This window comes from Cypionkella sp. PAMC25878 (assembly GCF_058135695.1).
Genome location: NZ_CM176871.1, coordinates 2,928,622 through 2,947,473 on the forward strand (window position 1 = coordinate 2,928,622; position 18,852 = coordinate 2,947,473).

19 protein-coding genes are annotated in these 18,852 nt (G+C 61.3%); 8 read left to right on the forward strand and 11 right to left on the reverse strand.

The genetic code is table 11. From position 1 onward, the window contains the following. Positions 1-91: 91 nt before the first annotated feature. The 4 genes from amaB to ACS5RD_RS14310 form a co-directional block, all read right to left on the reverse strand. Positions 92-1,600: an L-piperidine-6-carboxylate dehydrogenase gene (gene amaB, locus ACS5RD_RS14295; RefSeq protein WP_489927975.1), complete on the reverse strand. Its 1,509-nt coding sequence runs from the start codon at positions 1,598-1,600 to the stop codon at positions 92-94. 199 nt (positions 1,601-1,799) lie between these two features. Continuing rightward, positions 1,800-2,696, reverse strand: a complete 897-nt coding sequence (locus tag ACS5RD_RS14300) for a DMT family transporter (RefSeq protein ID WP_489927976.1) — start codon at positions 2,694-2,696, stop codon at positions 1,800-1,802. Positions 2,697-2,760: 64 nt separating this feature from the next. Further along, positions 2,761-4,359 (reverse strand): peptide chain release factor 3, encoded by a 1,599-nt coding sequence (locus tag ACS5RD_RS14305; protein WP_489927977.1) that lies wholly within the window; start codon positions 4,357-4,359, stop codon positions 2,761-2,763. A 32-nt stretch (positions 4,360-4,391) separates the two neighbouring features. Then, positions 4,392-5,408 (reverse strand): Hint domain-containing protein, encoded by a 1,017-nt coding sequence (locus ACS5RD_RS14310; RefSeq protein WP_489927978.1) that lies wholly within the window; start codon positions 5,406-5,408, stop codon positions 4,392-4,394. A gap of 182 nt (positions 5,409-5,590) precedes the next feature. Between ACS5RD_RS14310 and ACS5RD_RS14315 the strand changes: the two genes are divergently transcribed. Beyond that, entirely contained in the window at positions 5,591-6,367 is a 777-nt protein-coding gene (locus ACS5RD_RS14315; protein ID WP_489927979.1) for an SDR family oxidoreductase, read from the forward strand. Between the two features lie 57 nt (positions 6,368-6,424). After that, a complete protein-coding gene (locus tag ACS5RD_RS14320; RefSeq protein WP_489927980.1) occupies positions 6,425-7,525 on the forward strand; it encodes an ABC transporter ATP-binding protein in 1,101 nt (366 codons plus the stop codon). An 18-nt stretch (positions 7,526-7,543) separates the two neighbouring features. Here the strand turns inward: ACS5RD_RS14320 and ACS5RD_RS14325 are convergent, their stop codons facing one another. Continuing rightward, positions 7,544-8,233 carry a helix-turn-helix transcriptional regulator gene (locus ACS5RD_RS14325; RefSeq protein ID WP_054004890.1) on the reverse strand — a complete coding sequence of 230 codons (690 nt, stop codon included), beginning with the start codon at positions 8,231-8,233 and terminating at the stop codon, positions 7,544-7,546. Positions 8,234-8,397: 164 nt separating this feature from the next. On the opposite strand from ACS5RD_RS14325, the gene tatA reads away from it, so the two are divergent. From tatA to ACS5RD_RS14355, 6 genes are all read left to right on the forward strand, one after another. After that, complete coding sequence (gene tatA, locus ACS5RD_RS14330) at positions 8,398-8,625, forward strand: twin-arginine translocase TatA/TatE family subunit (protein WP_156317316.1); 228 nt, start codon at positions 8,398-8,400, stop codon at positions 8,623-8,625. Positions 8,626-8,706: 81 nt separating this feature from the next. After that, on the forward strand, positions 8,707-9,369 hold the full coding sequence (gene tatB / locus ACS5RD_RS14335; protein WP_489927981.1) for a Sec-independent protein translocase protein TatB: 663 nt from the start codon (positions 8,707-8,709) through the stop codon (positions 9,367-9,369). Further along, entirely contained in the window at positions 9,366-10,220 is an 855-nt protein-coding gene (gene tatC, locus ACS5RD_RS14340) for a twin-arginine translocase subunit TatC (RefSeq protein WP_489927982.1), read from the forward strand. The genes tatB and tatC overlap by 4 nt, the downstream gene beginning before the upstream one ends. Beyond that, positions 10,217-11,050: an ATP-binding protein gene (locus ACS5RD_RS14345; RefSeq protein ID WP_489927983.1), complete on the forward strand. Its 834-nt coding sequence runs from the start codon at positions 10,217-10,219 to the stop codon at positions 11,048-11,050. The genes tatC and ACS5RD_RS14345 overlap by 4 nt, the downstream gene beginning before the upstream one ends. A 42-nt stretch (positions 11,051-11,092) precedes the next feature. After that, on the forward strand, positions 11,093-12,364 hold the full coding sequence (locus tag ACS5RD_RS14350) for a hemolysin family protein (RefSeq protein WP_489927984.1): 1,272 nt from the start codon (positions 11,093-11,095) through the stop codon (positions 12,362-12,364). A 381-nt stretch (positions 12,365-12,745) separates the two neighbouring features. Further along, entirely contained in the window at positions 12,746-13,339 is a 594-nt protein-coding gene (locus ACS5RD_RS14355) for a hypothetical protein (protein WP_489927985.1), read from the forward strand. Positions 13,340-13,405: 66 nt separating this feature from the next. Here the strand turns inward: ACS5RD_RS14355 and ACS5RD_RS14360 are convergent. From ACS5RD_RS14360 to ACS5RD_RS14385, 6 genes are all read right to left on the reverse strand, one after another. After that, positions 13,406-14,163, reverse strand: a protein-coding gene (locus ACS5RD_RS14360; RefSeq protein WP_489927796.1) for an IS5 family transposase whose coding sequence is annotated in 2 segments (ribosomal slippage) — positions 13,406-13,845 and positions 13,845-14,163 — 759 coding nt in all. Because the reading frame shifts where the segments join, the coding sequence is not laid out codon by codon here. A 449-nt stretch (positions 14,164-14,612) separates the two neighbouring features. After that, positions 14,613-15,755, reverse strand: coding sequence for a peptidoglycan DD-metalloendopeptidase family protein (locus tag ACS5RD_RS14365; protein WP_489927986.1), 1,143 nt, complete (start codon positions 15,753-15,755; stop codon positions 14,613-14,615). Between the two features lie 47 nt (positions 15,756-15,802). Further along, positions 15,803-16,465 (reverse strand): protein-L-isoaspartate(D-aspartate) O-methyltransferase, encoded by a 663-nt coding sequence (locus ACS5RD_RS14370; RefSeq protein WP_407638395.1) that lies wholly within the window; start codon positions 16,463-16,465, stop codon positions 15,803-15,805. Further along, a complete protein-coding gene (surE, locus tag ACS5RD_RS14375; RefSeq protein WP_489927987.1) occupies positions 16,465-17,250 on the reverse strand; it encodes a 5'/3'-nucleotidase SurE in 786 nt (261 codons plus the stop codon). The genes ACS5RD_RS14370 and surE overlap by 1 nt, the downstream gene beginning before the upstream one ends. Positions 17,251-17,327: 77 nt before the next feature. Further along, a complete protein-coding gene (locus tag ACS5RD_RS14380; RefSeq protein ID WP_489927988.1) occupies positions 17,328-17,918 on the reverse strand; it encodes an NAD(P)H-dependent oxidoreductase in 591 nt (196 codons plus the stop codon). Continuing rightward, a complete protein-coding gene (locus ACS5RD_RS14385; protein WP_489927989.1) occupies positions 17,918-18,829 on the reverse strand; it encodes a DMT family transporter in 912 nt (303 codons plus the stop codon). Before ACS5RD_RS14385 ends, ACS5RD_RS14380 begins: the two co-directional genes overlap by 1 nt. Positions 18,830-18,852 lie beyond the last annotated feature (23 nt).

The window sequence follows — 18,852 nt, forward strand, 5'->3', positions numbered from 1 at the left end:
GGCGTCTGGGCGCGAGGCCCTTCCGCGCGCATAGCGCACTGCGCGCGGAAGGTCAAGGATTGTGGACAAAACGGCGGTTTCCGCGCCAATCTTAGCCGATATCGAAGCTCACACCCTGCGCCAACGGCAGTGTCGTGCCATAGTTGATGGTGTTGGTGGCACGGCGCATATAGGCCTTCCATGCATCAGAACCACTTTCCCGCCCGCCGCCGGTTTCCTTTTCACCGCCAAACGCGCCGCCGATTTCGGCGCCAGAGGGGCCGATGTTGACATTGGCAATGCCACAATCGGAACCGCGCGCGCAGAGAAACGCCTCGGTTTCGCGCAAATCATTGGTGAAGATGGACGAGGATAGACCCTGCGGTACTTCATTGTGTTTCTCAAGAACCTCGTCGAAGTCTTTGTAACGCATCACATAAAGGATCGGCGCAAAGGTTTCATGCACCACGGGGCCAACCTGCGCGGGCATCTCAACCAGTGCCGGATGCGCGTAGGCTCCGCCCAGCCCCGTGACGGGTGCGCCGCCATGTACAGTGCCACCCGCAGCACGGGCCTCAACCAGCGCCTTTGCCATGCCTTCAGCCGCACCTTCGTCGATCAGCGGGCCGATCAGCACGCCAGTTTCCAAGGGGTTGCCGACCTTAACGCTGGCATAGGCGGCTTTCAAGCGGGGCAGGAAAGCGTCGTAGATGCTGTCATGCAGGAACAGGCGGCGCAGGGTGGTGCAGCGCTGGCCCGCTGTGCCCATCGCGGAAAACGCCACGCCGCGCAGGGTCAGGTCAAGATCGGCCGAGGGGGTGACAATAGCGGCGTTGTTGCCGCCAAGTTCCAAAAGAGAGCGGCCAAAGCGGGCGGCGACTTTCGGGCCAACCTCGCGGCCCATCCGGGTCGATCCGGTGGCCGAAACCAGTGCGACCTTGGGGCTATCAACCAAAGCCTCACCCAAAGCGCGGCCACCGATCAGCAGGCTCGACAGGCCCTCGGGGGCGTGATGGCCCGCATCCGCGAAGCGTTTCAGCGCGCGTTCCAGCAGGGCGTGGGCGGCGAGGGCCGAGAGCGAGGCCTTCTCGGACGGCTTCCAAACCACCGCATTGCCGCAGACCAAAGCCAGCGCCGTATTCCACGACCACACCGCGACCGGGAAGTTGAACGCCGAAATAACCCCAATGACACCAATGGGATGCCAAGTTTCCATCATGCGGTGGCTGGGGCGCTCGGACGCAATCGTATAGCCGTAAAGTTGCCGCGACAGACCCACGGCGAAGTCGCAGATGTCGATCATCTCCTGCACTTCGCCCAAACCCTCGGACACCACCTTGCCGACTTCTATCGACACCAGACGGCCCAGAGCGGCCTTGTTGGCGCGCAACTCGTCCCCCAACAGCCGCACCAATTCGCCACGCTGCGGCGCGGGCACATTGCGCCACTCGCGGTAAGCAAGATGGGCGGCTTGGATGGCGGCTTCGGCCTCGGCGGCGGAGTGTTCGGCAATTGGGCCCAGCGACTCGCCACTGATCGGAGTGCGCGTGGGCATGGACCCAGCGGTTGCGGTGACGCCAAGCTGAGCCAGCAGGGTTTGCACTTCGGTAGTCAGCGACATCATGGCCTCATTTTGCAGGAATTTGCCGCAATAAGCAGGCCCACGCGAGCGCGCGCAAGGGGGCTGCTGAGCGGGGGCATTGCAAGTGTGCTGCGAATTTCGAGCATATCGTCGGAATCATCCGGCATTATGTAGGGCAATCCCCTGCGGATCGCCCAAGGTTTCCGGCGAAAAACAGCAAGCTGTCCGGTGGAAAAATTTAACCCAAACGCGAAAAGATAAGGCCAAGCCCCAGCACCGCCAAAGCAGCCCCTGCCCAACTGAGGGCGGTCGGGCGCTGACCCGTGCGCAGCCACAGCAAGGGCAGTATGATCACTGGAGAGGTCGCCGAAAGCGTCGCGATGATGCCAGTTTGCGAGCCTTGCAGCGCATAAAGGAACAACGTCATGCCAACCAGCAAGCCGATAAAGGCGGTGGCAGCGGTCCATAGCAGCGGCTTGCGGCTGAATTCTGGCGTCGGTGGGGCCAATGGGGTGGCGGCGAGGGCACCCATCGCAAGACCCGAAGCGCCGACGCGAAACAGCGAGGCGAGGTAGGGATCCATCCCCGCTATCATCACCGGCCGGGCGATCAGTGAACCCGCGGCTTGGCCGAAAGCGGCGCCAAGGCCGAACAGGACGCCAATGATTGCAGTGCCTTGCAGGGTTTCCAGCCGATGCGCATTAGCGCTAGGGCGGCCGAGGATGGCCAAGGCCACGCCACTGGCAGTCAGGCCGATGCCGACGATGGCACGCCACGGCAGCGCCTCGCCCAACAGCGCCCAGCCCATCAGCGCGGCCATCGGGGCGTTCAGCGCGAACACCGCACCCGCACGACGGGGGCCGATGCGGCCGACGGCTGCGAAGTTCAGCGTGTCGCCAAGCAGAATGCCGATCACGCCCGAGACCGCGAGGGTCAGCAGCGCTGCGCTATCCGGCACGCCGAAGCCGCCTGTCGCCAGCACGATCAGCCCCAGCAGCAGGGTGACGAACACCTGCCGGATCAGGTTGAAGTGAAACGCGCCAAGGCTGCGCACCGCATCGGCGGCAAACAGCCCCGTGGTGGCCCAGCAGGTCGCGGTGCCAAGGGCTGCGAGTTCATGCAGGGGCAGGGCCATTGTGATCTCCGAATTTTGCCGGAGTTTTAGGCAGATATCGGGAACATTGCAAGAACGGCGGCGCCTAAACCATCATTTCTTTCGTCGCCGTTAACTTCACTTCGGGATAATCGCGCTCAATGCGGTCGATGTCCCATTTCAGGCGGGTCAGGAAAACCGTGTCGCCGTCATTGTCCAAGGCGATATGACCCTTGTTGACGTTGACGAATTTTTCCACCTCGGCCTTGGCCCCCGACACCCAGCGTGCGGAGGTGAATTGACTGGGCTCGAACCGCACGGGCAGGGAGTATTCTTGCTCGATCCGGCTGGCCAAAACCTCAAACTGCAACGGCCCGACCACGCCGACGATAAAGCCCGAGCCGATCATCGGTTTGAACACTTTCGCAGCGCCTTCTTCGGCGAATTGCATCAGCGCCTTTTCCAGATGCTTGGCCTTCATCGGATCGCCCGCGCGCACCACTTGCAACAGCTCCGGCGCAAACGACGGGATGCCTGTAAAGCGCAGGGCCTCACCCTCGGTCAGCGCATCGCCAATCCGGAGCTGGCCGTGGTTCGGGATGCCGATGATGTCGCCGGCCCAAGCCTCTTCGGCCAGTTCGCGGTCAGCAGCGAGGAACATCACCGGGTTGGCGATGGCCATTTGCTTTTTGCTGCGCACATGCAGCAGTTTCATGCCGCGCTGAAAATGCCCCGAGGCCATCCGCACGAAGGCGACGCGGTCACGGTGCTTGGGGTCCATATTGGCCTGCACCTTGAACACAAAGCCGGTAACCGTTTCTTCTTCTGGGTCAATCCGGCGTTCTTTGGCCTTTTGCGGCTGCGGTTCCGGGCCATATTCGCCCATGCCATCCATCAATTCCTTCACGCCAAACGAGTTGATCGCCGAGCCAAACCAGATCGGCGTCATCGAGCCGTTCAGGAAAGCCGCGCGGTCAAAGGCGGGCAGCAATTCCTTCGCCATTTCAAGCTCTTCGCGCAGTTTCTTCAACTGCTCGGGCGCGATGTGATCCGCCAGTTTCGGGTCATCAAGGCCAGAGATCTGGATGGTTTCCGCGACCTTATTGCGGTCGGCGCGGTCCATGATTTCCAATCGGTCGTGTAGCAGGTCATAAGCGCCGACGAAATCGCGACCCATGCCGATGGGCCAAGAGGCGGGCGTCACATCAATCGCCAGATTCTCTTGGATTTCATCAATGATATCAAAAGTATCCCGCGATTCCCGGTCCATCTTGTTACAGAAGGTCAGGATCGGCAGGTCGCGCATCCGGCAGACCTCGAACAGCTTTTGCGTCTGACTTTCGACGCCTTTCGCACCGTCAATCACCATGATCGCGGCGTCAACAGCGGTCAAAGTGCGGTAGGTGTCTTCGGAAAAATCCGAGTGGCCGGGGGTATCGACCAGATTGAAGCGATACTGCCGGAAATCGAACGACATAGCCGAGGCCGACACAGAAATCCCGCGCTCTTGCTCCATCTTCATGAAATCCGAGCGGGTGCGGCGGGCTTCGCCCTTGGCGCGCACTTGGCCCGCCATCTGAATGGCCCCCCCAAACAGCAGGAATTTTTCGGTGAGCGTGGTTTTGCCAGCGTCGGGGTGCGAAATGATCGCAAAGGTCCGGCGGCGGGCGATTTCGGGCGGAAGGGGGGCGCGATTGTCAAGCATGCGCGGGCTTTAGCCGAAAGCAACCGTAACGTCTACCGTTGCCGCGCAGGCACGGTGCGGGGTGTTTTGAACAAAGCCTCTGGCCCGATGGAATCGAGAAATTGCCGACCCGCTTCGGTGCCGAAATGTTGGTTCTGGCTGAGGCCGGGGAAGCGCGCCTTCACATCCTCGGCCAGTTCCACCGGCAGGCGGTTCACGGTGGCATCATTGACCATCAGGCTTTCGGCAGGCACGCCTTCCGCATAGATGATTTCGTGGTGATCAAACACGATGCTGAAGAAATCGACAACGCCGCCTTCCTGAATGAAAACCGATTTATGATCAACCAGATAGCGGGCCTGCACCAGCAGCTCGGATGTGGGCAGCCCTGCGCTGCGTTGGCGTTGATAGAGAAACATCCGGTGGTGCTGGCTGACCAAAAGATCGCTGGAATTGCCCAATGTGCCTGCGGTGATCACCACCGGGGCAAAGGCCCCCACCGCGCGCAGGGTGGTCGAGCCGATCCAACGAATCTCTTGCCCGCCATGATCGCGGCTCAGCACCTTATCGCCGATTTTCAGCGACTCAATCGCACGCTGCTGACCCGAAGCGAGGGTGATCATGGTGCCGCGCGCGAAGGATACGCACAAAAGGTCAGCCAGCCCGGTGTCTTGCGGCGCGTCGTCAATTTTCAGCAAAGTGTAATCGTTTAAGCCCGCCATTGGCGACAGTGGCAGCACGAAACGCGCGCCACCCGGCAGTGAGATCAGCACCAGATCGACCTGATCGCCGTCGCTGCTCATCATCGTATAGCGCGCCTCAAAGCGCAGAGCATCGCCTACTTGGCCCACGGCCGAGCCCGCGCCCACCCGCTGTTGGCCCTCGGCGCGCGTCACCACAAGCCGCAAGGGCTTTTGGCTTTCATCCAGCGCGTAAAGATCGCCGGGGCAGACCTCCTCCGGGCCCATCAAGCCGTCACCCATATTCACCCCGTTGATCACATAAATCGCATCGGCTGCCAGAACTTGGCAGGCGTGGCCGGGTGCGGTTTGGGTTTGTTTGGCTGTCATGCTGTGAAGGCTACCGAATAATGGTTAAGTCTGCATATGAACCGCGCTGGGGCGGCGGCTCAAGCCAGTAGAGACCAAAATTAGGGTTAAATTTTGGCTGGGCACTGGATTTGATGTGATTGCTTTGGCTTACACCCCGCTGCATCGGCTGCTAGGCTGGCGCAAATGAAGGAGATGTGGCGATGGATTTGGGGATCAAAGGCAAACGGGCACTGGTCTGTGCGGCGTCAAAGGGCTTGGGTCGTGGCTGTGCGATGGCTTTGGCGGAAGCCGGGGTCAATCTGGTGATCAACGCGCGCGGGGCTGAGGCGCTGGAGGCGACGGCAGCCGAGTTGCGCAAATTTGGCGTGAATGTGGTGGCGGTAGCGGCTGACATTACCTCGGATGAGGGGCGTGCGGCTGTGCTGTCGGCGGCGGGGTCGGTGGATATTCTGGTGACGAATGCGGGCGGGCCGCCCCCCGGCATCTGGTCGGATTGGGAGCGTGCGGATTTCATCAAAGCGCTGGACGCCAATATGCTGACGCCGATTGCGCTGATGAAAGCGCTGCTGCCTGGGATGATTTCCAAAGGCTGGGGGCGGGTGGTCAACATCACCTCGCAATCGGTGAAATCGCCGATCCCGCAGCTGGGCCTGTCGAATGCGGCGCGGGCGGGGTTGACGGGGTATGTGGGGGGTACTTCGCGGCAGGTTGCGCCATTTGGTGTTATTATCAATAACTTGCTGCCCGGTATTCATGCAACCGATCGCGCGGTGTCGCTGGATGCCGGCGTGATGAAAGCGCGCGGCATCACCATGGAGCAAGCGCAGGCGGAGCGTGCGGCAGAGATCCCGGCGCGGCGCTACGGCACGGCGACAGAGTTCGGCGCAACCTGTGCGTTTATGTGCAGCCAGTATGCGGGCTATATGGTCGGGCAGAACATCTTGCTCGATGGCGGCGCGATGAACGCGACGATGTGAACTTGTCGTGCTTTGGGGCGGCTGGTAGGGAAGTCTGGAAAAATCGCCGGGATGAGTATGGCCACCGCATCTGAACGCCTTGAAGTGCCAGAACGTCTGGAAGCGCTGGGGCTTACCCGCTCATTTGGCGGGCGGGCGGTGGTGTCTGACGTGTCGTTGCAGGTGGCTGCTGGGCAGGTGATGTGCCTGCTGGGGCCGTCGGGCTGTGGGAAATCGACCACGCTGCGGATGATTGCCGGGGTGGAAACCCCGGATCAGGGGCGGATTCGGATTGACGGCCAAGAGGTGTTCGGGCCGGGGGTGAATCTGCCGCCCGAAGCGCGCGGCGTGGGGCTGATGTTTCAGGATTTCGCGCTGTTTCCGCATTTGACGGTGGCGGGGAATATCGCGTTTGGGCTGGCAGGCGACAAGGCTGCCAAGATGCGGCGTGTCGATGAACTTCTTGAAAAGGTGAACCTTTCCGGCTTTGGTGTGAAGCACCCGCATGAGCTTTCGGGCGGTGAGCAGCAGCGCGTGGCCTTGGCGCGGGCTTTGGCACCGCGTCCGCGCGTGATGCTGATGGACGAGCCGTTTTCTGGCCTCGACAATCGGTTGCGCGATGGCATCCGCGATGCAACGCTCGAGGTGCTGAAGGCCGAGGGGGCGGCGGTGTTGCTGGTGACGCATGAGCCGGAAGAAGCGATGCGGATGGCGGATGAGATCGCGCTGATGCGGGATGGCAAGATTGTGCAGCGCGGCGCACCCTATAACGTCTATAACGCGCCGGTGGATCGAGCGGCTGCGGCTTTCTTCAGCGATATCAATGTGATCCGGGGCACCTCCCGGGGGGCGCTGACCGAAACGCCGTTCGGGGCGTTTCTGACGCCGGGCCATGCCGATGGCGGCGAGGTGGATATCGTGATCCGCCCGCAGCATCTGAAAATCGACTTTGACCGGGCGGGGCGCGGGCCGTATCCGACGATGTCCGAGGGCACGCCTGCGCGCGGCGTGGTGCAGCGGGCGCGGTATTTGGGCCATGCCAGCCTTGTGGAATTTCGCATGGAGTTTGACGGCTCGATCCTGACGGCCTCGGTGCCGGGGGTGTTTTTGCCGAAAGCCGAGACGCCGTTGTGGCTGATGATCCGACGGGATCGCTGTTATGTGTTTCCGGCCAGCTAAAATCTTGGGCACGCTGCGTTAAGCTGGATCGCGAATCGTCTCAGCGTCCAGCCGCGCGCGGTAGTCGGGCAGGGTGCGACCGGGCTCGTCCGGGTAACGTTCGCCCGTCAGGGTCACCGCCACGATACGATCGACACGAAAGCTGCGGAAATCACCGCGCGCCTCACAAAACGCCGCGAGGGTAGAGATTTTCGCGTGTTTTTCCAGTGCCAGCGGCCGGATGTCGCGGTGGCTCTCGGTGCCACGCGGGTCGATATAGGTGATGGCGACGCGTTCATGGGCCTTGATGGCGCGGCGCAGCGCGGGCAGGTGTTTCGGTGCGCGGTTGTCGGTCGGGCCGGGGAAGGCGAACAGATCGCCGGGGTCGTGCGTGGGCGCAGGCGTCACTGCCGCAATACGCTTGGCCAAAGCGCGGGCGGCTTTGGCAAGTGTCGCCTCAGGCCCTTCGGCCGCAAGGCGCAATCCAAGCCGCAGCGCCTCTAACTCCACTGCATTCAGGATCATCGGCGGCAGGGTGATCGGCGCGCGCAGGATGTAGCCAACGCCGCGCTCGCCTTCGACCGGAAGCCCCGAGGCCATCAGCGTGTTCATGTCACGCCAGATCGTGCGGATCGAGACGCCCAGCCGCGTCGATATCTCGGACGCGCGGTGCAAACGGCCATCGCGCAGGATCTGGATCAGGTCAAACAGGCGGTCGGTGCGGCGCATGGGCTTCCATCGCTGGATTTTTCGGCAAGAGCAACTGACATATAGCTGTCAGCTATAGCGGAGAATAGCGGCGGTTTACAGGAATTTCCGGTTTCATTCCGCCGGGTTCCCTGCCTAAGTCAGTGCCAGACCTGCCGCAGAGGCGGCTTTATGGAGGATTGATCATGCATCTAAGCCCGTTGCACCTGCTGGTGGTGGCGATTGTTGTGCTTGTGCTGTTTGGCAAAGGCAAAGTCTCGAACCTGATGGGCGAGTTTGGTCGCGGCATCACGGCGTTTAAGAAGGGCGTGTCGGATGGCACCTCTGAGATTGAAAAAGAAGCGGCGGCCAAGGCTGCGCGCGATGTAACGCCCGCCGAAGCGCCAGTTGAGGCCGATAAAGACAAGGTCTGAGGCTTGCGGCTTTTGCTGTGATCTGATGTCTGTCTGACGAGAGGCCATTAGGGCCGGGTGCCGCGAAGGGGCTTGCTTTAGATGTTTGGGGATATCGGCTGGGCCGAATTGGTGCTGATCGGCATCGTGGCGCTGATTGTGATTGGGCCGGAAGATCTGCCGGATATGTTCCGGCAGTTGGGCCGCTTCACCGCCAAGCTGCGGCAGATGTCGCGCGAGTTTTCCCGCGCGATGGAGCAGGCGGCGAAAGACTCGGGCGTCAAGGATGTGGCGGATGATCTGAAGGGCATGACCTCGGCCAAGTCGATGGGCCTGAACAAGGTGAAAGAGGCGGCGGATCGGTTTGAGAAATGGGATCCGATCAAGAATGCGGCCAAGCCTACGGTGGCGTCCAGTGTTGGCAACAAGCCACTGGTGCCGCCGCCGATGCCTGCGGCGGTTCCGACTGTGGGGACAGAGCCTGCAACGATTGCCGAACCTGTTGCTGCGGTGGAGCCTAAAATTTTGGGGCCGGAAACGCAGGCTTTGATGGATAAGCAAGCGGCGAAAAAGGCGATTTTGGCCGAGACGGCGCAGAAGCTGAAGGCGGTTGATAGCGGGATTGCGGCCTCGAAAGCCGAGGTGAAGCCCGCGGTGAAGCCGCGCGTGCGCAAGCCGGTCGCCGTGGCGGAACCTGCGGCCGAAACCCAACCCGCGCCAAAACCCCGCGCACCGCGCAAGACCAAAAAGGCGGATGAAGCATGAGCCATACTGATGATGTGGACGCAAGCGCCGCGCCGCTGATCGAGCATCTGAAAGAGCTGCGCAACCGGATTTTGATCTCGGTCGCGGTGCTGGGGGTGGGCTGTCTGGTTGGCTATCTGCTGTGGATTCCGATCTTTCATGTGCTGTCGATTCCGATGTGCAACGCGATGGCGGATTACGGCCAAAAGTGCCAATTCGTGCTGATCAAGCTGCAGGAAGGCTTCTTTGTCGCGGTGAAAATCGCGGTCTGGGCCGGGTTTGCGATGTCTTTTCCCGTGATCGCGTTCCAGCTCTGGCGTTTCGTGGCGCCGGGGCTCTATCGCAATGAAAAGAGTGCGTTTTTGCCATTTCTACTGGCGTCTCCGGCGATGTTTATCGCCGGGGCTGCGTTTGCCTATTACATGATCTTGCCGGGGGCATTTCACTTCTTCTTGTCGTATCAGGGCGATTTCTCGAAGGCGATGAACCCCGGCGCTGTACCTGTCGCGCCGTCGATCACCAGTGCGGCGGCGGGGGTTTTGTATCAGGGCTCGGTGGAAAGTTTCCTGTCGCTGACCATGCAGTTCATCATGGCGTTTGGGCTGTGCTTTCAGCTTCCGGTGCTGCTGACGCTGATGGGCAAGGCCGGAATGATTTCGGCAAGCGGTCTGCGGGCGACGCGGAAATATGCGGTGGTGGCGATTTTGACGGTGGCGGCGGTAGCAACGCCGCCGGATGTGATGAGCCAGCTGATCATGTTTTTCGCGATTTACCCGCTGTACGAGCTGTCGATCTGGATGATTGCCGGGTTCGAGAAGAAACGCGAAGCGGAAGCGCGGGCGGATGGCAGTTGGGTGGACCCGGAAGAATGACCGACGCGCTCACGCGGATTGCCGAGGCTCTGGAGCGGTTGGCTCCTGCGGCGATGCCTGCCCCTGATTTTTCGGCGGAGGCGTTTGCTTGGCACACCGGACCGGATCAGCTGGAGCCGGTGGCCAAGGTGAGCCGCGTCGATATTGGCCTGCTGATCGGGGTGGATCGCTCGCGTGATACTTTGCTCGCGAACACGCGTTTCTTTGCGCGGGGTTTGCCTGCCAATAACGCGCTGCTTTGGGGCGCGCGGGGAATGGGGAAATCGTCGCTGGTCAAGGCGATCCATGCGGCAGTGCGCAAGGAAGGCCATGATCTGAAGATCGTCGAACTGTCGCGCGAAGACTTACCATCGGTGCAGCGCCTGCTCGCGCATCTGCGGGCGGCAGCTCATCAGTTCATCTTGTTCTGCGATGATCTTTCATTCAGCCATGACGACCAGCACTACAAATCGCTGAAAGCGGTGCTGGATGGCGGCATTGAAGGGCGACCCGAGAATGTGCTGCTTTACGCCACCTCAAACCGTCGCCACCTGATGCCGCGCGACATGATTGAGAATGAGCGCTCCACCGCGATCACGCCGGGGGAAGCGGTTGAGGAGAAAGTCTCGCTGTCAGATCGGTTTGGGCTGTGGCTGGGATTCCATCCCTGCTCGCAGGACGAATATCTGGCGATGATCCGGGGTTATGCGGACGCGCATGGCGTGGTGGTCGATGCCGATACCCTGCGGGCTGAGGCGATTGAGTGGCAGGCAACGCGCGGCAGCCGCTCGGGCCGGGTGGCGTGGCAATTTTTCTGCGATCTGGCGGCGCGTCACGGGGTTTCTTTGTGACCCCTTGCCATTTCTGCGCGCGGGCCTGATCTTAGCGGCATCATGATTATAGAAATCCTCGTTCTGGCTGCGCTGATCGTTTTGAACGGCGTGCTCTCGATGTCTGAAATGGCGATTGTCTCGGCGCGGCCGGCGCGGCTGAAATCGCTAGAGGCCAAAAGCAAAGGTGCGGCGGCGGCCCTGAAGCTGGCGGAGAATCCGGGGCGGTTTTTGTCAACCGTGCAGATCGGCATCACCATGGTCGGGGTGCTGTCGGGGGCTTTGTCAGGGGCGACCTTGGGTCTGCGGCTGACGAATTGGCTGGTCAAGATGGGGATGGATGCCGATTGGGCCTCGACCGTGGGCGTCGGCGGGGTGGTGGTTTCGATCACCTATGTCTCGCTGATCATTGGCGAACTGGTTCCCAAACAACTGGCGCTGCGCAATGCCGAAGGCGTGGCCATCCGGGTGGCTCCGGCGATGGCGGTGCTGAGCACGGTGACGACTCCGGTGGTGTGGCTGCTGGACTGGTCGGGCAAAACGGTGCTGTGGCTGCTGGGCCAGCGCGGTGTTGGCGGCAATAAAGTGACGGAGGAAGAAGTCCACACCCTGCTGACCGAGGCGCATGAGGGCGGTGTTCTGGAGGATGGCGAGCGTGAGATGATGGCGGGGGTGATGCGTTTGGGGGACCGGACTGCCCGCGCCCTGATGACGCCGCGCCATGAGGTGCAGATGCTGGAGCTGGAGGCGACCTCGGCCGAAGCGGTGGCGATGATCCGTAAGATCGCGCGGCCACGGATGCTGGTGCAGAGCCGCGTGACCGGGGAAGTGGTGGGGATTGTCACCCTCGCCGACGTATTCAACGTTGTCTCACGGCGCGAGGCGTTGGATTTGAAGGCGCTGGTGGTCGATGTGCCGGTGGTGTCGGATCAGGCAGATGCTTTGGATGCGTTGGTGGTGCTGCACAAATCTCTGCATCACATAGCACTGGTCTATGATGAGTATGGCCACTTTGAGGGCATTATCACCACCGATGACGTGCTGGAAGCGATCACTGGGGCGGAGAGTTCGGCGGATGCGGACGAGCCTGCTTTGCTGGTGCGGGGCGATGGTAGTTTGCTGGTGTCGGGTTGGATGCCTGCGGATGAGTTCTGTGATCGGCTGGGGTTGTCGCGCGGGCTCGCGGGGGAATACGATACCATCGCGGGGTTGGTGCTGCATCAGTTGCGGCGGATGCCGGTGCTGGGGGATGTGTTCGTCGCCGAGGGTTACAAGTTTGAGGTGATAGACCTGGATGGGCTGCGGATTGATAAGGTTTTGGTGAGCGAGGTCTGAGATTGGGGTGGTCCCAACTCGGGACCATTGTTTTTATTGGGTTATTCCGAAGGGTTTTGGTTAAGGTTAACCGGGCGTTAGCGCTTGGGGGTGCTGAGGAAGCCTCTGGTGGGGATATTTTAGGACAGATGAAATAGCCGAACAGTGCTGTTGTGCGCCTCGATGAGCACGAAGACAGCTTGGCTTGGGAGGATCAAGGAGATGCCGCTCCTCGATATGTCATGGTGGCAGCTTTGCGGGACGAAGCTGCCGTTCCGCTAAGGACCTGCTTTGTGCTGGTCACCTTCATGCATCCGAAGATTGATCAACGTTGACGAATTAAGCGGAGCTGGACCAAAGTGGCCCGAAACGGTGTCGATCATACCTACAAATGGGAAGAACATGCAAAATTTTCAGATTGCATCAATGATGGTATGCGAAATGCCAAAATCCAAAAATGGACAATATGTAATTTCTGCCTACGACGGCGTGTGGGAACCTATTGAAAGAGTTCCAAGCGATCTAGAAGCATACTTCACGGATGAAGTGGGCAACAACGAAGTCACCTATCCGGGGGCGCTTCAAATGGTTAATGCAACCGCATTGGACAAGCTGGACGATATGGACCTGTATGCATGTTTTCGCTCAGTAGAGGAACATCGATTGCCATCACTGAGCGTTTCTCCTCCATTGGAAGAGTATAAGATGCTTTCGAACAAATTAACATTGCTTGGGTGGGATGTATGCTCTGGCAACGGATGGCTTTCCGCCTCCGCACATGGATGCTATCCATTTGACGCCTTTAGTGGGTCGATTGCTAACACAGATTACCCACCCGTAAATAAATACTCCCTGTTGAATAACATGAAGGATAGCCAGTTTCTTTGCTTAGAGAACAACAGAGAATTGACGGAGCATGCCCCATGGTATCCGGTAGGTGTCTATATTTCCAACCGGTCTCTGCTGCGCCTCTCTCATAACGGTTTTCGAAACTGAAAAATTGTTTGGAATTGATCAGTTTCCAGCGCTCGACGTGTGTCTAGGGTCCAGACTCATTGATCGTCAAAGCCAGAACAAGACGGTTGCGGCGAGAGCGACGGCGGAGAGGAAGACTTTTGGGCATCTGTCGTAACGTGTTGCCACCCGCCGCCAGTCTTTGAGACGGCCAAACATGATCTCAATCCGATTGCGGCGTTTGTATCGGCGTTTATCGTATTTGACAGGCTTCGCGCGTGACTTCCGGCCGGGGATGCAAGGCGTGATCCCCTTGTTTTTCAGGGCGTCTCGGAACCAGTCGGCGTCATAACCCCGGTCAGCCAGCAGCCACGTCGCTTTGGGTAAGCTGCCCAGTAAGGCCGCAGCGCCGGTGTAATCGCTGACCTGACCTGCGGTCATGAAGAAGCGGATCGGTCGGCCGTTTTCGTCAGTGACGGCATGCAGTTTGGTATTCATGCCACCTTTGGTCCGGCCAATCAGACGACCGCGCCCCCCTTTTTCACCCCAAGGCTTGAAGCCGTGCGGTGCGCCTTGAGATAGGTCGCGTCGATCATCACCGTCTTCGGGACCGCCGCCTCGGAGGCCAACCCTTCCATCATCCGGGCAAAGACGCCCATGTCGCCCCATCGCTTCCAACGGTTGTAAAGCGTCTTCGCCGGGCCGTATTCCTTCGGCGCGTCAGACCAACGCAAGCCATTGCGATTGATGAAGATAATGCCGCTCAAGACCCGACGATCATCGACACGCGGCACCCCGTGGCTCTTGGGAAAGAAGGGTTTAAGTCGAGCCATCTGCTCGTCCGTCAGCCAGTAAAGGTTGCTCATTGCTCAGTCTCCTTGCGGAGCCTGAATCACGGCTGCGTTGCAAAATCAATAGGTCCTGACCCTAGCTTATTCCTACTCGTAGGAGAGGCAGCATCGGGAGGAGCACGTCGCTGTTAGGCATATTAGGTGATGGAAAAAACTGGCTAGCGCAGAACGTCCGCAATGGGCTCAAAGCGACTGGAGATTTGCGGACAAAGCGGACCTGCTGCGTGAGGACGGAGGGGCCCGCCCGACCTCGGGTGGCGGGCGAAGGTTGGTTCTAGGCGCTTTTTGGCGCTACATGGTTCAACATCTTCCGCGGAGTTTCTGCTGGCACCGTTGCAAACGCGCTTTTTACCAAATCTTGAGCGGCCCGCTGGAGGCACCTTGAGCGTGCCAAAAGAGCCTCCGGCGGGAGTATTTTCGCCAAGATGAAAGCGATCAGCGCCCCACCCGGGAGCGCCGCGCCCTTACTGTAAATACGCCATCGGGTCGACGGATTCGACGCCTTTGCGGATCTCAAAATGCACGAAGGCGGGGTCGCCGGCGCGGACCACGGCGATGGCTTGGCCTTTGGCGACTTTGTCACCTTTGGCGACTTTGAGGCCATCGACGCCAGCGTAGACTGTCAGGATGCCATCGGCGTGGCGGATCACCACGATGGGGGTGCCTTGGGTGTCTTTGGTGACAGCGGCGATGGTGCCATCGGCGGCGGCTTTCACCGAAGACCCTGCGGCGGCAGAGATGTCGATGCCGTCGTTTTTCTTTTTGACATAGGCGCGGATCACTTTGCCGCTGACGGGCATGGTAAAGCGCGACGCGGAAGCGGCGGTGCGGTCTTTGCCGAGATCAGCGGCGGGGGCAGGTTTCTCGCTGGCCTTGGCGGGTTTCTCAGCGGGCAGCGGTTTTTTCGCCGAGGGCGGCTCGGGTGTGGGCGAGCCTGTGCCGGGTACGGTGGTGATGGCAACCGGATCGGTGGGCGGTGGTGAGGCATTGGCCGTCGGGATGATCAGGTATTGGCCTTCGCGGACTTCCAGATCGGGGCCGAGGCCGTTCCAATCGGCAATCGAGCGGGCGGAGATGTTGTAGATCCGCGCGATGGAGAATGCAGTCTCGCCGCGTTTGACTTGGTGGCGGATAGGCTCGGTGCCTGCGGGTTTGCTCGGCTTCGCGGCGGCGGGCGTGGTGGTGCCGACACGGTCTAGTGCTGTGGTGGCGATGGAGGAGACATCGACCGCGCCGGGGGTGGCCGTGCCGGCTGTCGGGGTTGCGGCGACGCGGGCGGGCAAAGCGAGGGTTTCGCCTTCGCGCAAGCTGTCACCGGGCTTCAGGCCGTTATACTGCGCCAACTGATCGGCAGGCAGGCCAACGCGGGCGGCGACCGATGCCACAGTATCGCCGCGCTGTGCGACGGCGGCTTGGTAATTCGGATAAGACAGCACGCCGTTGGCATCGGTTGCGGGCCGAGGGTCGGTGGCGCGCAGGGCGGCATCCGAGGTGTCCAGCGCGCCATGGCCCGCGCGCAGGTCCCAATCAAATGGCTTGGTTTTGCCACAGGCGGAGACCATCAGCAGGGCGGATAGGCCAAGAATGGGAAGGCGCGATAGGGTCATGCTTGCCTCTGTACCTTGCCCGGTTGGTCCGGGCGTCTTGTTGCGTTCTAGTCTGCACTGATGCCCTCGACCAGTGGCACAAACCGCACTGGGCGAAGTTCTTCGTAATCGTAGCCTGTCGCCAGCCTGGTGACTTTGATCAGGTGCTGCACTGTATCAGATTGGCCGACGGGCACCACCATGATACCGCCAACTTTCAACTGCGCCAAGAGCGGGCCGGGCGGGTCTTCGGCGGCGGCTGTCACGATGATGCGATCAAACGGCGCTTGGTCGGGCAGGCCGAAGCTGCCGTCTGCGGTCATTGCGACGATGTTGACGAGGCCCATATCGCGGAACAGGTCTTGCGCCTCGCGCACAAGGCGGCGGTGGCGGTCGACGGTGTAGACGCGTCGCGCAAGGTGGGCGAGGATGGCGGCTTGGTAGCCGGAGCCGGTGCCGACCTCTAAGACCGTATCGCGCGGGCTGATGTTGAGGGCTTGCGTCATCAGGCCGACCACGGAAGGCTGGCTGATGGTCTGACCGCAGGCGATGGGCAGCGGCATGTCTTCATAGGCGCGTTCCGCGAACAGGCCACGCACGAACTGGCCACGATCCACCCGCTCCATCACGGACAGCACGCGGGCGTCGGTCACACCTTTGGATCTGAGGGCAAACAGGAATCGCATCTTGCGCTCGGCCGCCGTCTCATCTTCGGGCAGGCCGTTCTCCATCATCCCAACCGCTTTGTGAGGTCGGCGATGGTGTCGTGGGCGGTGAGATCGCAGCGCAGGGGGGTGATCGAGATATAGCCGTCAAGGTTCACGGCGGCATCGGTGCCGGGCAGGGTGGGGGTGTGCTGCGGGCCGCCCTTGATCCAGAGGAAGCGTTTGCCGGAGGGGGCGGTGTAGGGCTGGATGCCAAAGCTGGTGTCGCGCCGGAAGCCTTGCGGGGCGACCTTGTGGCCTTTGACGGCCTTTGCGGCGCAGGGCGGGAAGTTGACGTTGTAGAAGATGCGGTAATCGTCGGTGGTCCAGATGGCTTTGTCGAGCAGGGCGCGGATGATTTTGGCGCCATGGCTGGCGGCGGCCTCAAACGGATCGTCTAGATCTTCGGTGTCGTGGCCCATGTATTGCGACAGGGCAATGGCGGGGATGCCGTGCAGGGCGGCTTCCATAGCCGCACCGATGGTGCCGGAATAGAGCACGTTTTCGGCGGAATTGTTGCCTCGGTTGACGCCGGACAACACCAGATCGGGTTTCGCGCCTTCCAGCACGTCGTAGACTCCGGCCAGCACGCAATCGGCGGGCGAGCCTTCGACGGCATAGCGGCGGTCGGCCAGTTTGGCGTTGATCATCGGGTGGGTGTAGCTGATGCAATGGCCGACGCCGGATTGCTCAAACGCGGGGGCGACGGTCCAGACTTCGCCCTTGGGCCCAGCGATTTCCTGCGCGATGCGGGTCAGCGTGACAAGGCCGGGGGCGTTGATGCCGTCGTCGTTGGTGATCAGAATGCGCATCGGTCTGCCCTTTTATTATGGGGCATTGATAAACGCTTGGGGCGCGGGCGGCAAGCAGTGCTGGTGGGTCGGGTGCGTTAAACCGCAATCTGTGCTATGCGTGCCGCTATTTTCGCAAGGTGGGCGACGCGGGAGGCTTCGGTGCTGCTGGCTACGGCGTAATGGGCGAGCCAGAGGGTTTTGCACTGGCGGTTGGTGCAGGCGCGCAAGGACCTCAGGAATTGGCGGCGTCCGGGGGCGGCGAGGAGGAGGTTGTATTGCAGGCTTGTCGCGCCAAGGCTGGTGAGCACACCGAGCAGGCGGATGTTGGGCAGGCCGGGGCGCAGGGTTTTGCCGTCGACGTGGAAGGCGATGCCGGGGCGGAATGTGCGGTCGAGCCAGCCCTTCAGGATGGCGGGCGGGCCGCTCCACCATGTCGGGTGGGTGAAGATCAGGCCCTCGGCCCATTGCAGGGCTTCGATGTGGGGGGAAAGGGCGTCGTCTATGGCATCGGGGTCGGGGTAGCTGAGCCACTCGTCGGGGGTTAGGTTCGGTTGGAAGTTCTCGGCGTAGAGGTCGATGAGTTTGGTTTCGTGACCTTTTGCCGTCGCGGCTTGAATGGCGGTATCGCGGCAGGCGGCGGTGAAGCTGTCGGCATGGGGATGGGCGTGGACGAACAGCAGGCGCATCAGGCGGAGTTGGCAGAGTTTGAGCCGCGTTGGCTTTGCGCCAGTTTCAGCAGGGTGTGGGCGGTGATCGCGATCAGGATGACGCAGCCGCCGATCAGGGTTTTCGTGCCCGGATTCTCGCCGATGAACAGCCAGACCAGCAGCGGGCCTGCGATGATTTCCAGCATGGTGATCATCGAAACCTCGGCGGCGGGCAGGTAGCGCGGACCGATTTGCAGCAAAGCGCAGCCTCCGGCGAGGATGACGCCACCGGAGATGAAGATCAGGGCGGCTTGCTGGAGGCCAAGCGGGGCCATGGGCGCGAAGGGGTAGGCGATGGCGGATGTGAGCAAGTAGCCGACGGCGATGGCGGGCATCAGATTGCCTTGCGGGGCCATGCGGATCACAACGTAATAGGCGGCGATGACGACGGCATTGGCCAGCGCAAAGAGGTCGCCTGACAGGTGACCGCCGCCCAAGCTGCCCGCGCCGATGATGCCGACGCCCGCGAACACGGTGAAGATCGCGCCCCATGTCGGGGTGTCGATCCGCTCGCGCAGGATCGCCCATGACATCAGGGCGGCGATGAACGGGGCGGTGGCGAGGATCAGCAGGGCGTTGGCGGCGGAGGTTTGGCCCAAGGAGGCGAGGAAGAACACCGAGCCTATGCCTTGCAGGAAGATCATCGCGAGCGACGGCCAGCGCAAGAGTTCGCGCCAATGCGGCAGACTGGCGCGGCCGAAGATTGCCAGACCTGCAAAGGTGGTGACGGCGGCGGCGATGCCGCGCCAGACCGCGATGGTCATGGTGTCAGTGTCGATCAGGCGCACCACCAAAGCGTCGGGGAAGAAGAACAACGCGCCCAGCAGGGTGACAGCAAAGCCATAGGCTTGCGGGTTGCGGGCGGATAGCGGTGGGCGAGCGGTGGTCATTTGTGTCTCCTCTGTCCGGGGTT